Source organism: Streptomyces sp. LN549, from assembly GCF_043203805.1.
Classification (GTDB): domain Bacteria; phylum Actinomycetota; class Actinomycetes; order Streptomycetales; family Streptomycetaceae; genus Streptomyces.
Genome location: NZ_JAZHRI010000002.1, coordinates 1,585,387 through 1,604,674 on the forward strand (window position 1 = coordinate 1,585,387; position 19,288 = coordinate 1,604,674).

At 72.5% G+C, this 19,288-nt stretch carries 17 protein-coding genes; 3 read left to right on the plus strand and 14 right to left on the minus strand.

Going from position 1 to position 19,288, the window contains the following annotated elements; translation table 11 throughout:
- Positions 1–163: 163 nt before the first annotated feature.
- The 7 genes from pheT to infC form a co-directional block, all read right to left on the minus strand.
- Positions 164–2,674: a phenylalanine--tRNA ligase subunit beta gene (pheT, locus tag SH922_RS07000; RefSeq protein WP_393055994.1), complete on the minus strand. Its 2,511-nt coding sequence runs from the start codon at positions 2,672–2,674 to the stop codon at positions 164–166.
- Positions 2,674–3,801, minus strand: a complete 1,128-nt coding sequence (pheS, locus tag SH922_RS07005; RefSeq protein ID WP_145762505.1) for a phenylalanine--tRNA ligase subunit alpha — start codon at positions 3,799–3,801, stop codon at positions 2,674–2,676. The genes pheT and pheS overlap by 1 nt, the downstream gene beginning before the upstream one ends.
- Positions 3,802–3,927: 126 nt before the next feature.
- Positions 3,928–5,079 (minus strand): ATP-binding protein, encoded by a 1,152-nt coding sequence (locus tag SH922_RS07010; RefSeq protein ID WP_393055999.1) that lies wholly within the window; start codon positions 5,077–5,079, stop codon positions 3,928–3,930.
- Between the two features lie 137 nt (positions 5,080–5,216).
- On the minus strand, positions 5,217–6,059 hold the full coding sequence (locus tag SH922_RS07015) for a TrmH family RNA methyltransferase (protein ID WP_393063479.1): 843 nt from the start codon (positions 6,057–6,059) through the stop codon (positions 5,217–5,219).
- A 126-nt stretch (positions 6,060–6,185) separates the two neighbouring features.
- Entirely contained in the window at positions 6,186–6,569 is a 384-nt protein-coding gene (rplT, locus tag SH922_RS07020; protein WP_024494113.1) for a 50S ribosomal protein L20, read from the minus strand.
- Positions 6,570–6,676: 107 nt separating this feature from the next.
- Positions 6,677–6,871, minus strand: a complete 195-nt coding sequence (gene rpmI, locus SH922_RS07025) for a 50S ribosomal protein L35 (RefSeq protein WP_003970213.1) — start codon at positions 6,869–6,871, stop codon at positions 6,677–6,679.
- Positions 6,872–6,991: 120 nt separating this feature from the next.
- Positions 6,992–7,705, minus strand: coding sequence for a translation initiation factor IF-3 (gene infC, locus SH922_RS07030; RefSeq protein ID WP_393056003.1), 714 nt, complete (start codon positions 7,703–7,705; stop codon positions 6,992–6,994).
- A gap of 362 nt (positions 7,706–8,067) precedes the next feature.
- Here infC and SH922_RS07035 point away from each other — a divergent pair, with 362 nt between their 5' ends.
- On the plus strand, positions 8,068–8,430 hold the full coding sequence (locus tag SH922_RS07035; protein WP_136327541.1) for a DUF1844 domain-containing protein: 363 nt from the start codon (positions 8,068–8,070) through the stop codon (positions 8,428–8,430).
- Between the two features lie 207 nt (positions 8,431–8,637).
- On the opposite strand, the gene SH922_RS07040 is transcribed toward SH922_RS07035, so the two are convergent.
- Entirely contained in the window at positions 8,638–9,366 is a 729-nt protein-coding gene (locus tag SH922_RS07040; protein ID WP_393056007.1) for an SseB family protein, read from the minus strand.
- Between the two features lie 86 nt (positions 9,367–9,452).
- On the opposite strand from SH922_RS07040, the gene SH922_RS07045 reads away from it, so the two are divergent.
- A complete protein-coding gene (locus SH922_RS07045) occupies positions 9,453–10,379 on the plus strand; it encodes a serine hydrolase (RefSeq protein ID WP_393056010.1) in 927 nt (308 codons plus the stop codon).
- Positions 10,380–10,397: 18 nt separating this feature from the next.
- On the opposite strand, the gene mycP is transcribed toward SH922_RS07045, so the two are convergent.
- Both mycP and SH922_RS07055 read right to left on the minus strand, forming a co-directional pair.
- Positions 10,398–11,594: a type VII secretion-associated serine protease mycosin gene (gene mycP / locus SH922_RS07050; protein WP_393056013.1), complete on the minus strand. Its 1,197-nt coding sequence runs from the start codon at positions 11,592–11,594 to the stop codon at positions 10,398–10,400.
- Complete coding sequence (locus SH922_RS07055; protein ID WP_393063480.1) at positions 11,591–12,358, minus strand: hypothetical protein; 768 nt, start codon at positions 12,356–12,358, stop codon at positions 11,591–11,593. The genes mycP and SH922_RS07055 overlap by 4 nt, the downstream gene beginning before the upstream one ends.
- A 1,036-nt stretch (positions 12,359–13,394) precedes the next feature.
- Between SH922_RS07055 and SH922_RS07060 the strand changes: the two genes are divergently transcribed.
- Complete coding sequence (locus SH922_RS07060) at positions 13,395–14,597, plus strand: amino acid deaminase/aldolase (protein ID WP_393056016.1); 1,203 nt, start codon at positions 13,395–13,397, stop codon at positions 14,595–14,597.
- Between the two features lie 132 nt (positions 14,598–14,729).
- On the opposite strand, the gene SH922_RS07065 is transcribed toward SH922_RS07060, so the two are convergent.
- The 4 genes from SH922_RS07065 to SH922_RS07080 all read right to left on the minus strand — a co-directional run bounded on the left by SH922_RS07065 (position 14,730) and on the right by SH922_RS07080 (position 19,266).
- On the minus strand, positions 14,730–15,656 hold the full coding sequence (locus SH922_RS07065; RefSeq protein ID WP_393056019.1) for a DUF2510 domain-containing protein: 927 nt from the start codon (positions 15,654–15,656) through the stop codon (positions 14,730–14,732).
- Positions 15,657–15,730: 74 nt separating this feature from the next.
- Positions 15,731–16,519 carry a 3-oxoacyl-ACP reductase gene (locus SH922_RS07070; protein WP_393056022.1) on the minus strand — a complete coding sequence of 263 codons (789 nt, stop codon included), beginning with the start codon at positions 16,517–16,519 and terminating at the stop codon, positions 15,731–15,733.
- A gap of 6 nt (positions 16,520–16,525) precedes the next feature.
- Positions 16,526–17,890, minus strand: coding sequence for an aldehyde dehydrogenase family protein (locus SH922_RS07075; RefSeq protein ID WP_393056026.1), 1,365 nt, complete (start codon positions 17,888–17,890; stop codon positions 16,526–16,528).
- Positions 17,891–17,898: 8 nt separating this feature from the next.
- Positions 17,899–19,266 (minus strand): glutamine synthetase family protein, encoded by a 1,368-nt coding sequence (locus SH922_RS07080; protein WP_393056029.1) that lies wholly within the window; start codon positions 19,264–19,266, stop codon positions 17,899–17,901.
- Between the last annotated feature and the right edge of the window lie 22 nt (positions 19,267–19,288).

The following is a 19,288-nucleotide window of genomic DNA, read 5'->3' on the forward strand; positions in this document are numbered from 1 at the left end:
ACGACCCACTGCCCACGGATCGGAGGGTGGCTGCGGGGTCGGCCGGGAACCGGATTCCCCGGACCGGCCGGATCCCGCGTGCGGTCCTCCGCCTCTGGGCGAGCACGCAGGAGGGGCGTATCCGGTGGCCGGATACGCCCCTCCTCACTGTGCGGGCGGGCTGCTACGCGCCGCGCAGCACCGCACCCGTACGCTCGGCGGCCAGTGCCACCGCCGCGTCCCGGGCGGCGCTCGCCTCGTCGACGGTCAGCGTGCGGTCCGCTGCACGGAAACGCAGCGCGTACGCCAGGGACTTGCGGCCCTCGCCGATCTGCTCGCCCGTGAAGACGTCGAACAGCCGCAGCGACTCGAGGAGTTCACCCGCGCCCGCGCGGAGCGCCTGCTCCACGTCGGCGGCGGGCACGCCCTGGTCGACGACCAGTGCGACATCCTGGGTCGCCACCGGGAAGGTGGAGATCCGCGGCGCCTGGAGGGCGCCGTCGACGGCCTGCTCCAGGACGTCGAGCTCGACCTCCATGGCACAGGTGCGCTCGGGCAGGTGGAGTTCCTTGATGACACGCGGGTGCAGCTCGCCGGCGTGACCGAAGAGGATCTCCTCACCGTTGACCGTGACGTACAGCGCGGCGCAGCGGCCCGGGTGCCACGGCGCGTGCTGGTCGGCGCGGACCGTGAGGTCGACACCGGCCTCACGGGCGATGGTGCGGGCGGCCTCGACGGAGTCCGCCCAGTCGGCCGGTCGGCCCTTGCCCCACCAGCCGGCCTGCTCGCGGGCGCCCGCGAGGACGACCGCGGCGCGGCGCGGCTGACGCGGCAGCGCGGCGTTGAGCGAGGCGATCTCCTCGTCGGAGGGGCGCCGGTCGACCGGCAGCCGGACCGGCTTCGTCTCCTGGCCGGTGGGCCGGAAGACCAGACCGGTCTCGAAGAGCGCGAGGTCGTGGCTGCCGCGGCCGTCGTTGCGCCGCAGTGCGCCGAGGAGGCCCGGCAGCAGCGTGGTGCGCAGCGACGGCTCCTCGTCGGAGAGCGGGTTGACGAGCCTGACCGTACGGCGGCGGGCGTCGTCCGCCTCCAGGCCCAGCTGGTCCAGGACCGCTTCGCCGGTGAACGGGTAGTTCAGCGCCTCCACGTAACCGGCGCCGGCCAGTGCCCGGCCGACCCTGCGGTGCAGCCGCTGGCGGTCGGTGAGCCCGCGGCCGGAGGGCGGCGTCGGGAGCGTGGACGGGAGGTTCTCGTAACCCTCCAGCCGGATGACCTCTTCGGCGAGGTCGTTCGGCTCGTTGAGGTCGGGCCGCCAGGACGGGGCCGTGACCAGGAGCTCGTCCTGCCCGTAGACGTCGCAGCCGACCTCCTGGAGGCGGCGCACGACGGTCTCGCGGCCGTAGGCGACACCGGCCACCTCGTCGGGGTGGTCGGCCGCCATCGTGATGGTCCGCGGACCGGACGGGGCGGTGACCTCGGTGACGCCCGCCTCGGCGGTACCGCCGGCGAGCAGCACGAGAAGGTCGACGGTGCGCTGCGCGGCTGCCGCCGCGGCCTGCGGGTCGACACCGCGCTCGAAGCGCTTGGACGCCTCGGAGGCCAGCTTGTGGCGGCGCGCGGTGCGGGCGATCGAGATCGCGTCGAAGTGCGCGGCCTCGATGACGACCTCGGTGGTGTGGGCGTCCTCGGAGGCGTCGGCGATCTCGGTGTTGGCCCCGCCCATGACGCCCGCCAGGCCGATCGGCCCGCGGTTGTCGGTGATGACGAGGTCGGCGGCGTCCAGGACGCGGACGGTGCCGTCGAGCGTGGTGAGCTTCTCGCCCTGCTCGGCGCGGCGCACCCCGATCGGACCGTCGATCCGGGTCCGGTCGTAGGCGTGCAGCGGCTGGCCCAGTTCGAGCATCACGTAGTTGGTGACGTCGACGGCGAGCGAGATCGGCCGCATTCCGGCCTTCTGGAGCCGGCGCCGCATCCAGATCGGCGAGCGGGCCTCGGGCTGCAGACCGACGACGGTGCGCGCGGTGAAGCGGGAGCAGCCGATCGGGTCGGAGACCTTGACCGGGTAGCCGAACGCGTTGGGCGCGGGCACGTCCAGGAGGGCCGGGTCGCGCAGCGGCAGGCCGTAGGCGATGGCGGTCTCACGGGCGACACCGCGCATCGACAGGCAGTAGCCGCGGTCGGGCGTGACGGCGATGTCGAGGACCTCGTCGACGAGCTGAAGCAGCTCGATCGCGTCGGTACCGACCGCGTGCTCCGGCGGCAGCACGATGATGCCGTGCGTGCCGTCGTCGCCCATGCCGAGCTCGTCGGTGGAGCAGATCATGCCGTGCGAGGTCCTGCCGTACGTCTTGCGCGCGGCGATCGCGAAGTCGCCGGGCAGCACGGCGCCGGGCAGGACCACGACGACCTTGTCGCCGACGGCGAAGTTACGGGCACCGCAGACGATCTCCTGCGGCTCGCCGGTGCCGTTGGCGGACCCGACGTCGACCGTGCAGAAGCGGATGGGCTTCTTGAAGCCCTCCAGCTCCTCGATGGTCAGCACCTGTCCGACGACCAGCGGGCCCTTGAGGCCGGCGCCGATCTGCTCGACGGTCTCGACCTCCAGGCCGACGGCGACGAGCTTGGCCTGTACGTCACGGCCGGTCTCGGTGGGCGGCAGGTCGACGTACTCCCGCAGCCAGGAAAGCGGGACGCGCATCAGATCTCCATCCCGAAGGGCCGGGTGAACCGGACGTCGCCTTCGACCATGTCTCGCATGTCTTCTACGTTGTGGCGGAACATCAGCATCCGCTCGATGCCGAACCCGAAGGCGAATCCGCTGTACTTCTGGGGGTCGACACCGCAGGCGATGAGCACCTTGGGGTTGACCATGCCGCAGCCGCCGAGCTCGATCCAGCCCTCGCTGCCGCAGGTGCGGCAGGGGCGGTCGGGGTTGCCGACGGACTCGCCGCGGCAGACGTAGCAGACCATGTCCATCTCGGCGGACGGCTCGGTGAACGGGAAGAAGTTCGGCCGGAGCCGGGTCTTCATGTCCGGGCCGAAGAGCGCCTGGACCATGTGGTCGAGGGTGCCCTTCAGATCGGCCATGGTGAGGCCCTCGTCGACGGCGAGCAGCTCGATCTGGTGGAAGACCGGGGTGTGCGTGGCGTCGAGCTCGTCGGTCCGGTAGACCCGGCCGGGGCAGACGACGTAGACCGGGGGCTCGCGGTCGAGCAGGGTGCGGGCCTGGACCGGCGAGGTGTGCGTACGCAGGACGACACCGGACTCGTCGTTCTTCGCGCCGTCGGCGCCCTCGACGAAGAAGGTGTCCTGCATCTGCCGGGCCGGGTGGTCGGGCACGAAGTTCAGGGCGTCGAAGTTGAACCACTCGGCCTCGGCCTCGGGGCCCTCGGCGACCTCGTAGCCCATGGCCACGAAGACGTCGGCGACGCGCTCCATGATGGTCGTCAGCGGGTGGCGCGCACCGGCCGGGGTGCGGTCGTACGGCAGCGTGACGTCCACCGCCTCCTCGACCAGGACCCGGGCGTCCCGCTCGGCCTCCAGCTCCGTCTGGCGGGCAGCGAGTGCCCTGCCCACGGCGGCGCGGGCCTGGCCCACGCGCTTGCCGGCCTCGGCCTTCGCCTGCGGCGGCAGCGCGCCGATCTCGCGGTTGGCGAGTGACAGGGGCGAGGTACCACCGGTGTGCGCGGTCTTCGCCTGGGCGAGCGCGTCGAGGTCGCCCGCGGCGGCGAAGGCGGCGAACGCCTCGTCCCGGATGCGCTCGATCTCTTCCGGTTTCAGTGCCTCGACCTCGACTGGGTCGTACGACTTGTTCGGTGCCGACATCTCTTCCCGTACTTCCGATTGGCTGGTGGCGCGGCCCCGCTCGACGACTGGAGGACGCAAAGGTGCCAAAGGTCGAGTCTAAGGGCCACAGGATGTGTGGGCCGCCCGTGGTCCGCTCAGGCCCCTCTACTTCATGTAGGCCGGCGTGCTCACGGGCAGAATAAATCGGAACTCGGCGCCGCCCCCGGGGCCGCGGCCGACCGTGATCGTGCCGCCGTGCGCCTCGACGATGCCCTTGACGATGTAGAGGCCCAGGCCGGTGCCGCCGCGCTTGCTCCCCCGCCAGAAGCGGGTGAAGACACGGCCCAGCGACTCCTCGGGGATGCCGGGGCCTTCGTCGCTCACGGTGACCGCCGTTCCCTTCTCGTCGCTCTTCGCCGGTGCGGCTGCCACCTCGATGGTGACGGTTCCCTCGCCATGGCGCACCGCGTTTTCCAGCAGGTTGCCGAGCACCTGGTCGACCTTGTCCGGGTCGGCCCACACGGTGGGCAGCGGCTGGCAGGTACGGACGAGGAACCGGCCGGGGTCCTGGCCGGAGGCGGTGAGTGCCTGAACGTGGCGTTCGACGGCGGCGGAGAGGTCCACGGGCTGGCGGCGCACCTCCAGACGCCCCGAGTCGATCCGGGAGATGTCCAGGAGCTCGGTGATCAGGCGGGTGACGCGGTTGGCGTCGGCATAGACGGTCTCCAGCATCAGCCGTTTCTGGTCATCGGTGAACCGTTCCCACTTGGCCAGCAGCGTGGCGGTGAAGCCCTTCACGGACGTCAGGGGCGAGCGCAGCTCGTGGGCAACGGTCGCGATGAGTTCGGCATGGCTGCGCTCGGTACGGCGGCGGGCCTCGGTGCCGCGCAGGCTGACCACCAGCCGGCGCACAGGGCCGGTCGGGCTCTCGCGTACGTAGCGGGCGGAGACGAGGACCTCGCGGCCACCCGGCAGCAGGAGGTTGCGTTCGGGCTGGCCGACGCGGGTGGCGAGGCCACCGTAGGGGTCGGTCAGCTCCCACCAGCGGCGGCCCTTGAGGTCCTCCAGCGGCAGCGCGTGTTCCAGCGGGCGGCCGAGGGCGGCGGCCCTGGGAACGGCGGTGATCCGCGCGGCGGCGGAGTTGAAGCAGATGACCCGGCCGGTCTCGTCCGCGACGACGAGTCCGTCGGGAAGGTCGTCCGGATCCAGTGGCTGGTCCCGGGATCCGATGTCGCCGACGGTGACGCCGTCCGGATCCTCGGCGGCGCGCACGACGGCCGCATGTGTCGCCCGCGGTCCGCTCATGCCGACAGCCATATTCCCGTACCCCACCTCTCGAACCGGTGCAGTGGGCCCCCGAGTTCGTCACCCTACTAGTCGTCGGTGACGGAGCGACACCCTGCGGGGCCCCGCGCCGGGTGGCGGCGGTCGGGTGACCTCGGACGGGCGGTCTCTCAGCCGGCGCTGCGGCGGGGCCGCTGGGCGCGCGCGGAGGCGTACAGGCAGACGGCGGCCGCGGTGGCCAGGTTGAGGCTCTCCGCCTTGCCGTGGATCGGCACCCGCACGACGGCGTCGGCCAGCGCCCGGGTCTCCTCGGGCAGGCCCCAGGCCTCGTTGCCGAAGACCCAGGCGGTGGGCCCGCCCATGGTGCCGGCGTCGAGCTCGTCGTCGAGGTCGTCCTGGCCCGCGCCGTCGGCGGCGAGGATCCGTACGCCCGCGTCCCGCAGCCCCTGCACGGCCTGCTCGACGGGGACGCCGACGGCCACCGGCAGGTGGAAGAGCGAGCCGACGGAGGCGCGCACCGACTTGGGGTTGTACAGGTCCACGGAGGCGTCGGTGAGGACGACCGCGTCGGCGCCCGCGGCGTCCGCGCAGCGCAGCACCGTACCGGCGTTCCCGGGGTCGCGGACGTTCGCCAGGACGGCGACCAGCTTCGGCCGCGCGGCGAGGATCGACTGGAAGGGGGAGTCGAGGAAGCGGCAGACGCCGATCAGTCCCTGCGGGGTGACGGTCTGGGACACGTCGGCCAGGACCTCGCTGTCGGCCAGGTGCACCCGGGCGCCCGCGTCGAGGGCGGCGTCGACGATGGCTTCGTACCGCTCGGCGGCCTCGACGGTGGCGAACAGCTCGATGAGGGTCGGCTCGCCGTCGCTGCCGCGGTGGTCCGCGGCCTCGCGCACGGCCTGCGGCCCCTCGGCGATGAACCTGCGCTCCTTGCCGCGGAAGTTGCGCCGGGCCAGCCGCCGGGCGGCGGCGACCCGTGGCGAACGCGGGGAGATCAGTTCGGGGGTGCCCATGTCGGCGGCGAGCCTCTCTGCGTACGAAGGTGCTGGGCCGGACAGGCCCCGGGCGTGCAACGCACCGGACCCGCAGACGACGAGCGCCTGCGGGTCCGGCTCAAAAGCCAAGAAGTGCGGCCTGGATCAGGCGGCCTTCGGGGCGTTGACGTCGCTCGGGAGGGCCTTCTGGGCAACCTCGACGAGGGCGGCGAACGCGTTGGCGTCGTTGACCGCGAGCTCGGCCAGGATCTTGCGGTCCACCTCGATGTTGGCGGCGTTCAGACCCTGGATGAGGCGGTTGTACGTCATGCCGTTCTGGCGGGCCGCAGCGTTGATGCGCTGGATCCACAGCCGACGGAAGTCGCCCTTGCGCTTCTTGCGGTCGTTGTAGTTGTAGACCAGGGAGTGGGTGACCTGCTCCTTGGCCTTGCGGTACAGGCGCGAGCGCTGACCGCGGTAACCGCTGGCGGCCTCGAGAATTGCCCGGCGCTTCTTGTGGGCGTTGACTGCCCGCTTGACGCGTGCCACTTGTTAACTCCTTGTAGCGGGGCCGTGGTCGTACTCACACGGCCCGGAAACGAATTGGTCCCGGTCGGATCGAGGGCGCGTCCCCGGTGTCACCGGGGACGACGGCCTCACTTGCCGAGAAGCTTCTTGATCTTCTTGGCGTCGGCCGGAGCCACGACGACCGTGCCGGTCAGCGAGCGAGTCTTCTTGGACGACTTGTGCTCGAGCAGGTGGCGCTTGCCGGCCCTCTCGCGGAGCACCTTGCCGGAGCCGGTGATCTTGAAGCGCTTGCTGGCACCGCTGTGCGTCTTGTTCTTCGGCATCGCGCCGTTCTCTCCTCGTCAGTGGCGCCCCTCTCGGTGCGAGCACCGGACTGCAGGGGCGTCAGATCTTGGTGGGACTCCGGGGGGACCCGGGGGCGCCTGGATGGCAGCCCCCGGAGGTCACGCCTCGGAGGGTGTCTCGGCCGGAGCCTCGGAGGTCGCCTCGGCGGGAGCCTCGACATCCTCGTCCGCAGCCTCGGCGTCGTCGTGGGCGTAACCCTGACGCTCCGCCTTGCGGGCGGCCTGGGCCTCGCGGGCCTCGGCCATGGCTTCGGTCTTCTTCTTGTGCGGGCCAAGAACCATGATCATGTTCCGGCCGTCCTGCTTCGGGTTGGACTCGATGAAGCCGAGTTCCTCCACGTCCGAAGCGAGACGCTGGAGCAGTCGGAAGCCCAGCTCGGGGCGGGACTGCTCACGACCACGGAACATGATCGTGATCTTGACCTTGTCGCCCTGCTTGAGGAACCGGACGACGTGACCCTTCTTGGTGTCATAGTCGTGCGGGTCGATCTTCGGCCGGAGCTTCATCTCCTTGATGACCGTGTGCGCCTGGTTCTTGCGCGCCTCACGGGCCTTCATGGCCGACTCGTACTTGAACTTCCCGTAGTCCATGAGCTTGCACACGGGCGGACGGGCGGTAGCCGCCACCTCGACCAGGTCGAGGTCGTACTCCTGTGCGAGTTCCAGGGCCTTGGCAAGCGGAACAATCCCGACCTGCTCGCCGCTGGGACCGACAAGTCGCACCTCGGGCACGCGAATCCGGTCGTTGATGCGGGGCTCGGCGCTGATGGATCCTCCTCGGTAGCACCACGCGGCCGCCTGGCAGACAGCCACGTAACGTCTGTTTCAACAGACCAACCGGTCAGGACCATGAAAAATGCCCCGCCGGGACACAGGCGGGGCTCCTGAACAACCGGAACACCGCCGCGGTCAACCGCGGGGCGCATCGGGCGGCTCCATCGTCCGTACGGAACGATGGGCGCCACCTGACCGGTGACCCGCCGTCCTGAGGACGGCCAGGTGGGAGATCGGAGCCTCCACTTGTGGGCCGGGCACATAGATGCCCAGCCGGTCGTTACACAAGGTTAGCAGCTCCCCCGGGGTGGTGCGAACCCCGCGCCCGGACCACGGCTTCGGGAGCCGGGGCGCGGCTCCCGGCGAAGGGAGCCGGCCGCCGTGGGCCTATCGTATGGCGCATGAGTGACGCGACCCCCACCAGTGATTCCCCCGGCTTCGACGAAATGGCCCGCGACATCGCGGAGGTGCCCGCGGTCGAGGTGATCGTGACGGTCGCGGTCAATCTGATGAGCGCCGCAGCCGTGAAGCTCGGCCTGACCGAGGACGGCGACGAGCACAAGGACCTCGACGAGGCCCGCAAGCTGGTCCACGCACTGGCCGGCCTGCTGGACGCGAGCACCACGGAGATCAGCTCCTTCCACGCGGCCCCGCTGCGCGACGGCCTGAAGTCCCTGCAGCTGGCGTTCCGCGAGGCCTCGCTCGTACCGGACGAGCCGGGCCAGGGCCCCGGCGAGAAGTACACCGGCCCGGTCTTCGGCTGAGCCCGCCCCGCCCCTTCCGTTCCTTCCCGCCCGTGAGCCCCCTGCCCGACCCGGCAGGGGGCTCACGGCGTCGGTGGCCGGATCAGGCCACGACGGACTGCGCCTGCCGACCGGGGAGGGGATGGGCCAGCCGGTGCGCGAGCGCCGCGATCACTCCGCCGATCAGTGGCGCCGCCAGGAACAGCGCGCGTTGAGCCGGTCGGGTGATCAGCGCGTGAACAGGGCCTCACCGGGCGTGTGGGCGTCGGCCGGGAGCAGCGCGAGGTCCAGGCCACGGACCAGTCGTGCGCGCAGCACCTCGTTCGCCGCCAGCAACCGCGCAACCCGGCCGGCCGTCTCGGCGGGGTCGGCACCGTCCTCCAGCACCAGGGCGAGAGTGCCGTCGGCGCGGCCCGGCCCCAGGTGCGCGCGGAGCACCGCGGGCTCGGCGGCGACTGCGTCACGTACCGCCGCGGTGACAGCCGGGTCGTCCAGCGGGTCGGCGCTGGTACGGCCCTCGGCGAGGGCGAGCAGGGCTGAACCGGTCAGCTCGAAGGCCACTGGCCCGGCGAGGTCGAGCACCACCGTGTCGGCCTTCTCGTGCACTGCGGCCTGGAGGGCCTGGTGCAGGGGTACGGCGACGGGGCGGGCCTGCGGGTCCCAGCGGGCCAGCGAGGCGGTGGAGGTGAAGGCGGGCAGGGCGCGGCGGTCGCCGGCCTGGAGGGTGGGGACCGCCATGTCGCTGGTCTTCTCCCGGCGCAGCCCCTTCTCGTCCTCCTCCACCTCACCGAGGACGGCCACCACGGGAACCAGGAGACGAGCCCCCCTGAGGGCTTCGAGTACCGGGCCGACGGCCTTGCGGTCCTCGGCCCAGGCGGCGAGTGCCGCGGCCAGGGCGGGGTCGGCCGTGCCGTCGTCATCGGAGTATCCGGGGTCCGGGATGTTCTTCTGTGCCACAGGGCGAGCGTAGTGCCTGGGCTTTCTCATCCCCCCGACAGGTCGGGCTCAGCCTCCTCTCAGCTGGGCTTCCTAGCGTCCGGACCATGCCCCGACACAGAGCCCGCAGATCCGCCCTGTCCGCGACCGTGGCGGCCACAATCGTGCTGGCCGGTTCGGCCGCCGGGGGTGCGTACCTGACCGGCAGGTCGCCGGATCAGTCGCCCGCCGCCGCGGCTTCCGTATCGTCCGTCTCACCGGCTGCGACCGCTCCGGTCGCGGCGGCGAGCGAGGAGCCGGTGGTGGATCTGGACACGGAACTGGCTGCGGCCGTCGAACCACTGCTGGCCGGCTCGGGCACGGCGGCCGTCTCGGTGGCCGTGCTGGACAGCGGCAGCGGGACGCGTGCGGTGTACGGGGGATCGGAAGCGACCTACGACACCGCGAGCATCGTCAAGGTCGACATTCTCGCGGCGCTGCTGCTCCGGGCCCAGGACGAGAAGCGTGAACTGACCGCCGGCGAACACGCTCACGCGGTCGCGATGATCGAGCGGAGCGACAACGACTCCGCCACCGCGCTGCTGGCGGCGGTGGGCGGGGCGGCCGGTCTCGACGCCGCCAACGAGCGGCTCGGACTCACCACGACGACGGCGGCGAAGGCGTGGGGGCTGACCCGGACCACGGCGGCCGATCAGCTGACGCTGCTGGAGGCGGTGTTCGGCACGGAAACCGACGCGGAGCTGAGCGAGGAATCCCGGGCCTCCCTGCGGGAACTGATGGCACAGGTCGAGGCCGACCAGCAGTGGGGGGTGTCGGCCGCGGGCAGCGAGTGGGCGCTCAAGAACGGCTGGATGCCGCGTACCGCCACCGGGCTGTGGAACATCAACAGCATCGGGCAGGTGACGGCGGACGGGCGGACCTACCTGGTGGCCGTGCTGTCCGGCGGTCAGCGGACCAAGGAGACGGGCATCGCGCTCGTCGAGTCGGTGGCGAAGGCGGCGGTGGGAGTGGTGCGGGCCGGGACCGCGGGGTGAGGGCGGGGTGAGGGCTGCTCAGCGACGAGGGGCGGGCGGGCGGCCGCCCCGGCCGCGCCACAGCACGACGGCCAGGGCCAGCAGGAGCGCCCCGAGGCCGCCCGCCGCCGGGGCCAGCCAGCCGGCAGGACCGTCGTCCGCGCGGGGCGGGGTGGGCCCGGAGCCGAAGTACTGCTTGCGGTAGCCGGCCGCGGCGGAGCCGGTGCGCAGCCCGGCGGGGCTCGGTGAGCCGCCGGCCTTGATGGCCGCGGCCGGGTCGACGATGCCGTAGCCCCGGGCGTCGTCGCGGCCGGTCGACGGGGCGCTGCGGGCGGTGTCCGTGAGGAGCTTCTTGATCTGGGCGGGCGTCAGGCCCGGGTGGGCGGCACGCACCAGCGCGACCGCTCCGGAGACGAACGCCGACGCCGCGGAGGTGCCCCACTCCACGTAGTACTTGCGGTCGGGCGCGGGAACGACGATGTCGACCCCGGGTGCGCTCACGGTGGCGTACCAGCGGCGGGTGGAGAACGACGCGTGGGTGCCGTACCGGTCGACCGCGGCGACCGCGATCACGCCCGGGTAGGCGGCGGGGTAGGAGATGTGGTCGCCCTTCTCGCCCCCGTTGCCGGACGAGGCGACGACGACCGCGCCCTTCTTCAGCGCGTACTGGATGGCGGCGTCCTCACCGGGTTCGGGGTGCGCGGACGCGCTGTCGTCGCCGAGGGAGAGGTTGATGACGTCGGCGCCGTGGTCGGCGGCCCACCGGATGCCGTCGGCGAGGGCGGTGCCCCGGGACTTGCGCGCCTTGGCCCGCGCGGGGTCGCTCGCTTCGAGGATGACCCGGACGGGGAGGATCTTCGCCTCGGGCGCGATGCCGATGACCCCCTCGTCGTGTCCGCTGCCGTGGCCCCGGCCGGCGATGATCCCGGCCATCGCGGTGCCGTGCCTGGCCCACGAGCGGTCCCCGCGTCCGGCGCCGAAACCGATCATGTCCTTGCCGGGGAGCACCTGGCCCGCCAGGTCGGGCAGGCTGCCGTCGACCCCGGTGTCGACGACGGCGACGGTGATCCCCTCGCCGCGGGTGGTCTGCCAGGCCCGGTCCGTGTGGAGGGCGTCCAGGCCCCACTGCTGGGCCCGGATCGTGTCCGCCCCGGCCGGAAAAGCGGGCAGCAGCGCGAGCGCGGTGGCGGCGCAGACCGCGCCGAGGAGCCTGCGGGGGCGGATGTGGCGGGTCATTCGGGCTTCTCCGTGAGGTCGGCGACGGTTCTGCGCAGTCCGCGCTCGACCCGGTCGGCCACGCCCTTGGCCTCGTGCCCGAGTCCGGCCTGGGCGGCCGCAGTCGTCGCGTTCAGCGCCATGGCCTTCTCGGCCGGCTGCGGGTCGGTGACCTTGCGCCCGTCGGCGAACCCGGAGACGGCGAACACGACGACCGGCACCTCGGTCAGCGCGTGCACGGTCCAGCTGGCCCGCTGCCGGTCGCCGAATCCCGCGGCGGGGCTGTTCTTCACGGCGTACGTGCGGGGCATCAGGTCCGTGCGCGCGTCCAGGTGCTCGGTGCTGAAGCGGTTGCTCAACGCCCGCATGGCCTCGGTGTCGGCCTCGGTGAAGACCAGTCCGACCGTGGTGACGCTACTGCTGGTCGCGTCGGTGTACGTGGCGCGGAGCAGGCGGGCGCAGCCGACCGGCCGGAGGGTCTTGAGCAGCAGCGGGTCGAGCGACGCGTCCGTGCAGCCGCTGTCCGGGGCCACGGCGATCCTGGTCCAGACCCGGTCGGCGCCGCCGGGCCCGGCCCCGTCGCCCTTGAGCGTCCGGGGGAAGAGCGTGTCCACCGGGACGCTGTGCCAGGCGTCGCGGCCCACGGTGTAGGCGCTGTGGGCCGCAGGATCGGCGGAGGAGTCGCTGGTGAGCCAGCTGCCGGTGGCGGCCCCGCCGATCAGCCCGAGCCCGAGCACGACACAGACCGCGGCCGCCGCGGCCCTGAAGGGGCGTCGGGTCCGCACGGGCCGGAGCCGGGTGGTGGTCTCGGCCGGCGTCTCGGCCGGGGGGCGGGTGTGCGGGGGCCGGTAGGCGTACGGGGTGGCTGCCGCGGGCCGGACCGGCGGGCCGCCTAGTTCCACGGCGCCCACGGGCCGCCGCCGGGTCGCCGCGGGGGGCGTGGCGGGCCGGGCCGGGGCGCCTGGGGACGCGGGCGCGTCGGCACGCGGGGCCGGGGGCACGGGGCGGAGCCGGGCGGTCGTCTCCACGGGGGGCAGCGTGGTCGGGGATGCGAAGGGGGGCGCGGCGGGAACGGGGACCTGGGTACGGGGTGCGGACGGGGCCTGGGGCGGGGTCCCGGTCGGAGCCGTCGCCGGGGGTGCGGAAGAGGGCCGCGGCGGGGCCGGCGGCCGTTCCGGCGCCGGGTCGGCGGGCCGGTGGGTGGTCGTGGACCGCGGCGGAACGGGTTCCGCGTCCGGGATCGGAGCCGGGTGCGGGACCCGCGCCTGTTCCTGCGCCTGTGTCAGTGCAGGAACCGGTGCCTGTGTCTGTGCCTGCGCCTTGGGAAGATCCGAGAACCTCATGCCCCTCACCCCGGTGGCCGAGGCCCGGGCGATGCCGCCCGGCGTGTGCCGCGTCGTCACCGGACCCGTTCCGGGGCCTTCCGGTTCAGGGCCGCTGTCGACGGTCTCGCGGGTCGCCGCTGTCTCGGCCTCTCGGCCGTCCGGTGCCGGAGGCGTGGCCGACTGCGGGCTTTCGGGGCGGGGCGGCGGGGTGGCGTTCACGGGCCGGTCGGCAGGCGCCGTGGCGAGCGGTGGCGGGGTGCTCGGGCGTGGCGGTACGGGAGCGCGCTGCGCCTCGGTACTCATCCGCCCCCCTGGTCCGTTCCGTACCGCACGCGGATCGGCTGCACAGGCAGGCCCGTTGCTCGCCGCGTGCCCGTCACTCTACGGGTTGGGGAGGCGGTCTTGGGAGCGGGCCGCCGTGCCAGGGCCTGTCCGGAGTCGATCTGCGCAGATCGTCCCCCTACCCAGCGGTACAGCTGTCTGGCAAGCTGCGGCCATGACTGCCCGTGCCGCTGACCGGACCCGCTACAACCGGGCCACCGCCCATCTCGACGCTCCGATCGCCGTCGTCGATCTGGAGGCGTTCGACGCCAACGCCGACGACCTCGTCCGGCGTGCGGGCGGGAAGCCCATCCGGGTGGCGAGCAAATCGGTGCGCTGCCGCGCCCTGCTGGAACGGGTGCTGGCCCGTCCCGGGTTCGCCGGAATCATGTCGTTCACGCTCGCGGAGTCGCTGTGGCTGGCGCGGGCCGGCTTCGAGGACGTCCTGCTGGCCTATCCGTCGGCCGACCGCTCGGCCTTCGCGGAGCTGGCCGCGGACCCGAAGCTGGCCGCCGCCGTGACCGTGATGGTGGACGACCACGCACAACTGGAGCTCATCGACGCGGCGCGGGCCGGGGGCACGGAGGAGGTCCGGGTCTGCCTGGAGCTGGACACCTCACTGCGGATGCTCGGCGGCCGGGTCAGGATCGGAGCCCTGCGTTCGCCGCTGCGCTCCCCCGCCCAGCTGGCGGAGCTGGCCAGGTCCATCGCCCGCAGGCCCGGTTTCCGGCTGGTGGGGCTGATGGCGTACGAGGGCCACATCGCCGGCGTGGGCGACTCACTCGCCGGACGGCCGCTGCGCTCCCGCGCGATCCGGCTGATGCAGGCCGCGGGCCGCCGGGAGCTGGCGGCCCGTCGGGCCGAGGTGGTGCGGGCGGTACGGGCCGTGGCACCGGACCTGGAGTTCGTGAACGGCGGCGGCACCGGCAGTGTGCAGCACACCGCGGCGGAGCCGGCCGTCACCGAGATCGCGGCCGGTTCCGGCCTCTACGTGCCGCGGCTGTTCGACAACTACACCTCGTTCACGGCCCGCCCGGCGGCCCTGTTCGCCCAGCCCGTGGTGCGTCGGCCCGGCGTGGGCGTGGTGACGGTGCTCGGTGGCGGCTACCCGGCGTCCGGGGCGGCAGGTGCGGACCGGCTGCCTGTCCCGTACCTGCCGGAGGGGCTGCGTTACGACCCGCAGGAGGGCCCCGGCGAGGTGCAGACTCCGTTGCTCGGCGCCCCGGCCGACGATCTGCTGATCGGCGACAAGGTGTGGTTCCGGCACGCGAAGGCCGGTGAGCTGTGCGAGCGGTTCGACGAGCTTCAGCTGATCGAGGGCGACCGGGTGACGGCGACCGTGCCCACGTACCGGGGCGAGGGCCGCACCTTCCTCTGAGCCCTCTGAGCCTTCTGGGCCGACAGCCTCTCGGAGGCTGTCGGGTGACGTGAGATCGGAAAGCGGACGCGGTCCGGTGCGTGCGGTTCCAGGGCGCCGGGATGTCCTCGTAGCGAGCTGCTGGGACATTTCTCAGGGGGCGACGGAGCTGCCGACGCCCCCGCCGGTCTCGCTGTCGCCGATCGGCCGGATGCCCTTCGTGAGGGTGTCCATGAGGGCGAGCGGCGGCCCGTCGGGGCCCGCGTCGAAGGCGTAGCGGACGACGACGGGCGACTCGCTGCCCACGGCCGAGGGGAAGACGAGTGACTGCACATAGCCGCCCGGCCCCTTGGCGGTGACGACCCGCCAGCGCACATGGTATCCGGTGCGTCCGGCGACGCTGACCGGGCCGCCGGCGATCTGCCGGTGGGAGATGATGCCGCCGTGGATCCGCCGGCCGACGATGTCCTCCTCGTACGCCCGGTCCGCGGCGGCGCCGATGTCCTCCTTGGCGAGCGCCTCGGGCGTGGTGGCGTCGGTGCCGCCCGGGGTACGGGTGGTCACCGTGCCGTGGTAGCAGAACGAGGTGGATGCCCCGGGGCAGTCGTAGGAGCCGGTGGTGCGCATCGTGAGCAGTTGCCCGGCGCTGCGTTCGGGCCGCTCCCAGCCATCAGGGATCGGCAGGGTGATGCCGTTGAGCTGGTCGACGAGCACCGTGGGGTCCTCGTCGGCCGGTGAGCCGTCCGGCGACGGGCTCTCGTCGCCGGGTGCCGCGTCGGTGGCCGTACCTGCGGCCTTCGGCGCGGAACTGCCCGACGGGGTCGCGGTGGGTGCGGCGGCGTCGTCCCTGCCGAACAGCATCGCGCCCGTCACGGCCACGCCGACGACCACTGCGCCGGCCGCCACGAGCGCGATGGTCCTGGCGCTGCTGCTGCCCCCGCCGCCCTGACCGGGCCCGAACGGCTGGGGCACGCCGGCACCGGGTCGGGTGTGGGCGGTCCAGGCGGCGCCGTCCCACCACCGCTCGTTGCCGGGTGTGGCCGTGTCCGGAAACCAGCCGGGCGGTGGCGCGTTGCTCATCGCTCCACTCTAGGGCCTGTCCGACTCCGCTCCGCCGGACAGGCCCTGGGTTCCGCAGCCGGTGGCCGGCCCCTCTACAGGGGCGTGACGTAGGCGCCGGAGATCCCGCCGTCGACGAGGAAATCGGTGGCGTTCACGAACGAGGAGTCGTCGCTCGCCAGGAACGCGACGGCGGCCGCGATCTCGGTCGCCTCCGCGAACCGGCCGAGTGGAATGTGCACGAGCCGGCGGGCCGCGCGCTCCGGGTCCTTGGCGAAGAGTTCCTGGAGCAGCGGGGTGTTGACCGGCCCCGGGCACAGGGCGTTGACCCGGATCCCCTCACGGGCGAACTGGACGCCCAGTTCGCGCGACATGGCCAGCACACCGCCCTTGGAGGCCGTGTACGAGATCTGCGAGGTCGCCGCCCCCATCCTGGCGACGAACGAGGCGGTGTTGATGATCGAGCCCCGGCCCTGGCGCCGCATATAGGGCAGGGCCGCCTTGCAGCAGAGGTAGACGGACGTGAGGTTGACGTCCTGGACGCGCTTCCAGGCCTCCAGCCCGGTGGTGAGGATGGAGTCGTCGTCGGGCGGCGAGATGCCGGCGTTGTTGAAGGCGATGTCGACGGACCCGTAGGTGTCGTACGCCGCCTTGAACAGGGCCTCCACCTGATCGGGATCGGTGACGTCCACGCGTACGAAGGTGCCGCCGACCACTTCGGCGGCCGCCTTGCCCGCGGTCTCGTCGATGTCGCCGCAGACGACGTGCGCCCCCTCGGAGGCGAGCCGGTGGGCGGTGGCCAGGCCGATGCCGCTGCCCGCGCCGGTGATGACGGCGGTGCGGCCGACAAGGCGGCGGCAGATGTTCTCGTTGTCCGTGGTCATACCGGTTCAGGCCTCCGTACTGAGGAAGACGTTCTTGGTCTCGGTGAAGCCGGTGAGGGCGTCCGGGCCCAGTTCCCGGCCGAGGCCGGACTGTTTGAACCCGCCGAACGGGGTCCAGTAGCGGACCGCGGAGTGGGAGTTGACGGAGAGGTTCCCCGCCCGGACAGCCTGCGCGACACGCAGCGCGCGTCCCACGTCACGGGTCCAGAGCGATCCGGCGAGGCCGTACTCGGTGGCGTTGGCGAGCCGGACGGCGTCCGCCTCGTCCTCGAAGGGCAGGACGACCGCGACCGGCCCGAAGACCTCCTCGGTGGCGAGGGGCGCGTCCGGAGGTACGTCGGTGAGCACGGTGGGCGGGAACCAGAAGCCGGGGCCCTCGGGCGCGCTGCCGCGGATGGCGACGGCGTCCTCGGGGACGTAACCGCGCACCCGGTCCAGCTGTGTGCGCGAGATGAGCGGGCCCATCTGGGTCTTCTCGTCGGCCGGGTCGCCGACGACGACCGCCGCGAGGGCCGGGCCGAGGAGTTCCAGGAAGCGGTCGTACACCGTGCGCTGGACGAGGATCCGGGTGCGGGCACAGCAGTCCTGGCCCGCGTTGTCCAGGAAGGACAGCGGGGCGGCGGCCGCGGCGGCTTCGATGTCGGCGTCGGCGAAGACGATGTTGGGGCTCTTGCCGCCGAGTTCGAGGGTGATCCGCTTCACCTGCCGGGCGCACTTGGCCATGATCTGTCTGCCGACGCGGGTGGAGCCCGTGAAGACGATCTTGGCGACTCCCGGGTGCTCGACGAGGGCGTTGCCCGCCTCGTCGCCCGCGCCCGGCAGTACCTGGAAGAGGTGCTCGGGAAGGCCTGCCTCCAGGGCGAGTTCCGCGAGCCGGATTGCGGTCAGCGGGGTGGTCTCGGCGGGTTTCAGGACGACGGCGTTGCCCGCGGCGAGCGCGGGGGCGGTCCCCCAGGCGGCGATCGGCATGGGGAAGTTCCACGGGGCGATCACCCCGATGACTCCCAGGGGTTCGAGCAGGGTGATGTCGATGCCACCGGGGACGGGGATCTGCCGGCCGCTGAGCCGCTCCACTCCCCCGGCGGCGAAGTCGAGCAGATCGCGGACATTGCCCGCCTCCCAGCGCGCGTTGCCGATCGTGTGCCCGGCCTCGCGGACCTCGAGCCTGGCCAGCTCCTCGGTGTGGGAGTCGACGGCGACGGCGAAACGGCGCAGTAGCCGGGCCCGGTCGGCGGGGGCGAGCGCGGCCCAGACCCGTTGGGCCGCGGCGGCACGGGTGACGGCGGCGTCCACCTCGGCCGCCGAGGTGGCGGGGACGGTGACGAGGAGTTCCTCCGTCGCCGGGTTCAGGACACGGTGCTCTCGGATCAAGGAGGCCCTCACAGGCGTTCGAAGGAGCGTCGGAGCTCCCAGTCGGTCACCGCTGCGTCGAAGGCGTCGAGCTCGACGCGTGCCATGTTGCGGTAGTGGGCCACGACTTCGTCACCGAAGGCCTCGCGGGCGATCTCGCTGTGCTCCCAGAGCTCGGCCGCGTCACGCAGGTTGGTGGGGACGTGGTCGTACGCGGCGGCGTAGGCGTTGCCCTCGCACGGCTCGGGAGGTTCGAGCGCGTGATCGATGCCGTAGAGGCCCGCGGCGACGAGCCCGGCGACGGCGAGGTACGGGTTGACGTCGCCGCCGGGGAGGCGGTTCTCCAGGCGCAGGGACTGGCCGTGGCCGACGACGCGGAGCGCGCAGGTGCGGTTGTCGTGGCCCCAGGCGACGGCGGTCGGGGCGAAGGAGCCCGGCTGGAAGCGCTTGTAGGAGTTGATGTTCGGCGCGTACAGGAGGGAGAAGTCACGCAGTGCGGCGAGCTGGCCTGCCAGGAAGTGCCGCATCACCGGGGACATGGTGCCGTCGCTGTCCGCCATGACGCTGCGTCCTGGTTCGCCGGTGGACCTGAGCGAGAGATGGATGTGGCAGGAGTTGCCCTCGCGCTCGTTGAACTTGGCCATGAAGGTGAGCGCGACGCCCTCCTGCGCGGCGATCTCCTTCGCGCCCGTCTTGTAGACGGCGTGCTGGTCGCAGGTGACCAGGGCTTCGTCGTACCGGAACACGATCTCGTGCTGGCCGGGGTTGCACTCTCCCTTGGCGGACTCGACGGTGAGGCCCGCGCCCGCCATCTCGTTGCGGATGCGGCGCAGCAGGGGCTCGACGCGGCCGGTACCGAGGACGGAGTAGTCGACGTTGTACTGGTTGACGGGAGTCAGATCGCGGTAGCCGCGGTCCCAGGCCTGCTCGTAGGTGTCCTTGAAGACGATGAACTCGAGCTCGGTGCCGACGTGGGCCGAGTAGCCGTGCTCCGCGAGGCGCTCCAGCTGGCGGCGCAGGATCTGGCGGGGCGCGGCGGTGACGGGTGAGCCGTCGGCCCAGGTGAGGTCGGCGGTGACCATCGCGGTGCCCTCGTTCCAGGGCACGCGGCGCAGAGTGGTGAGGTCGGGGCGCATGGCGAAGTCGCCGTAGCCGCGGTCCCAGGAGGACATGGCGTACCCGTCGACCGTGTTCATGTCGGTGTCGACGGCGAGGAGGTAGTTGCAGCCCTCGGTGCCGTGCGCGACGACCTCGTCGAGGAAGAAGGCGGCGGCGAAGCGTTTTCCCTGGAGGCGTCCCTGCATGTCGGGGAAGGCCAGCACCACGGTGTCGATCTCACCGCTGTCGACGAGGAGGTGGAGTTCCTCGACGGCGAGCGGGGCTGTTCGGTCGGACACGGATGGATCCTCTCCTCGCGGG